A 1,983-nucleotide genomic window follows, 5' to 3' on the forward strand; every position below is an offset into this window, starting at 1 on the left:
GATAAGCTCATTCATCGTTCGACTCCTCAGTTGAAGGAGTCGAAAAGCTCTGCCTATGGCAGACGACGTTCAATCAGCCGCGGCGCTCGCTGGGCCGCTTTCCATCGCTGCTAAAGCCAATCCGCGATAGCGGTTCGTGCACCGGCCCACTGCGCATCAGTCGCGCGACAGCCCTGCGAGAAGCGGAGCATAGGCGGCGAGCCTGCGGGATACGAACTCCGTGAACAGTCGCACGCGCTTTGTCTTGCGTGTCTCCCCCTGTGTAAGAGTCCAGAGCGTTCCGTACATGTGCAGGTCGGTGCCCGGCACCCTCACCAGCAGGGGGTCGGCATCTCCGACGAAGCACGGCAGTGTCGTGATCCCGAGCCCTTGGCGTACGGCCGCAATCTCCGCCGCGGCGTCCGTGACCCTGAATGGAACCCCGGTGATACGAACCTCGCCTTCGTTGGCCCAATCCGGAATGCCGTGCATGCTGATGACGATCCACCGGAGGGGATCGGGCGTGCCTGCGCGCCATGCGGCCAGTCGATCGCGGGAGATGTAGACGCCGCCGAACAGCTCCGGCCCCTTCAGACCGTGAAGATTGAGCGGCAGGGTTTTGCGGTCGTAGACGACGCGGAGCGCGACGTCGGCCTCGCGGTTGGTCAGATTTGCCAGTTCGCCGGACGACAGGATTTCCATCTCGATTTCCGGATGGAGGCGCGCGAAATCGGCAAGGTCCGGCATGAGCAGATGACTCGCAAGGATCGGTGTCAACGTCACCCGCAACAGTCCGCGCACGCTCTGGTCGCGCCCGAACACGCGCGTCTCCAGCTGGAGCGACGAGGTTTCCATCTGGGCGGCGAGCTCGAGGACTTCCTCGCCCGCCGCCGTCAGACGGTAGCCCGAAGGCAGCTTTTCGAACATCTGCACCCCGAGGCGCTCCTCGAGTCGGGCGACGCGTCGCAGCACGGTGGAATGGTTCACCCCAAGGTGCCCGGCGGCGGACCGCACCGAGCCTCCGCGCGCGATGGCGAGAAAATAGCGAACGTCATCCCAGTCGATCATGGTGCATTCCCGCGCCGTCAGCCGCATCTTCCAAAACCAGCTCTAACATACTGAGCAATGGAGTGCGCGCTTATCGCGGCGTTCAGCCGTCCGGCTGGATCGTTTTCGCACCACCGATGTGCGGGATTTCCTACTCACCGCCTGACTTCGGCAGCCCCATCTTCGGGGTCTCGGCGGACCTCCCTTCCGCCACAACCCGAGACGGCGAAACAAGGACTGCACACTATGACCAGATTGAATGGAAAGACCGCCGTCATCACCGGCGGCGCTACCGGCATCGGCCTCGCCGCTGCAAAGCGCTTCATCGAGGAAGGCGCCTTCGTCTTCATCTTCGGCCGTCGGCAGGAAGCGCTCGACGCGGCCGTGGCAGAGCTTGGACCCGATGCCCGGGCTGTGCAGGGCTCGGTTTCCGACGAGGCCGACCTCGACCGACTTTTCGCAGCGGTGAAAGCCGAGCGCGGAAGCCTGGACATCATCTTCGCCAATGCCGGCGGGGGAAGCCAGCTCAAGCTCGGCGAGATCACCGCCGCGCACATCGACGAGACCTTCGACATCAATGTGAAGGGTACGATCTTCACGGTCCAGAAGGCGTTGCCGCTGATGGGCGAGGGCGGTTCGATCGTCCTGACCGGATCGAGCGCCGGCACGACGGGCGCTCCGGGATTTTCTGCCTACAGCGCAAGCAAGGCAGCCGTGCGCAATCTCGCGCGGACCTGGGCGGAGGAGCTGAAGGGCACCGGCATCCGGGTGAACGTGCTGTCGCCGGGGCCGACGGCGACCGAACTGGCCAAGGCAGCGCTCGGCGAGGAGGGTCAGAAGGCTTACGGCTCGATGACCGCGCTCCAGCGCATGGGCGATCCGGCGGAGATCGGGGCGGCGGCTGCCTTTCTCGCGTCATCGGACAGCAGCTTCATGACCGCCAGCGAACTCGCCGTC

Annotated in this window: 2 protein-coding genes; one reads left to right on the forward strand and one right to left on the reverse strand. The window is 64.7% G+C overall.

Annotated elements, in window-relative coordinates; translation table 11 throughout:
- Positions 1–156: 156 nt before the first annotated feature.
- Positions 157–1,047: a LysR family transcriptional regulator gene (locus tag VIR62_RS01780; RefSeq protein ID WP_431868175.1), complete on the reverse strand. Its 891-nt coding sequence runs from the start codon at positions 1,045–1,047 to the stop codon at positions 157–159.
- 225 nt (positions 1,048–1,272) lie between these two features.
- On the opposite strand from VIR62_RS01780, the gene VIR62_RS01785 reads away from it, so the two are divergent.
- Positions 1,273–1,983, forward strand: a 711-nt coding sequence (locus VIR62_RS01785) for an SDR family NAD(P)-dependent oxidoreductase (RefSeq protein WP_431868177.1), incomplete at its 3' end; no start/stop codon positions are given.

Source organism: Allosphingosinicella sp. (assembly GCF_036570505.1).
Classification (GTDB): domain Bacteria; phylum Pseudomonadota; class Alphaproteobacteria; order Sphingomonadales; family Sphingomonadaceae; genus Allosphingosinicella.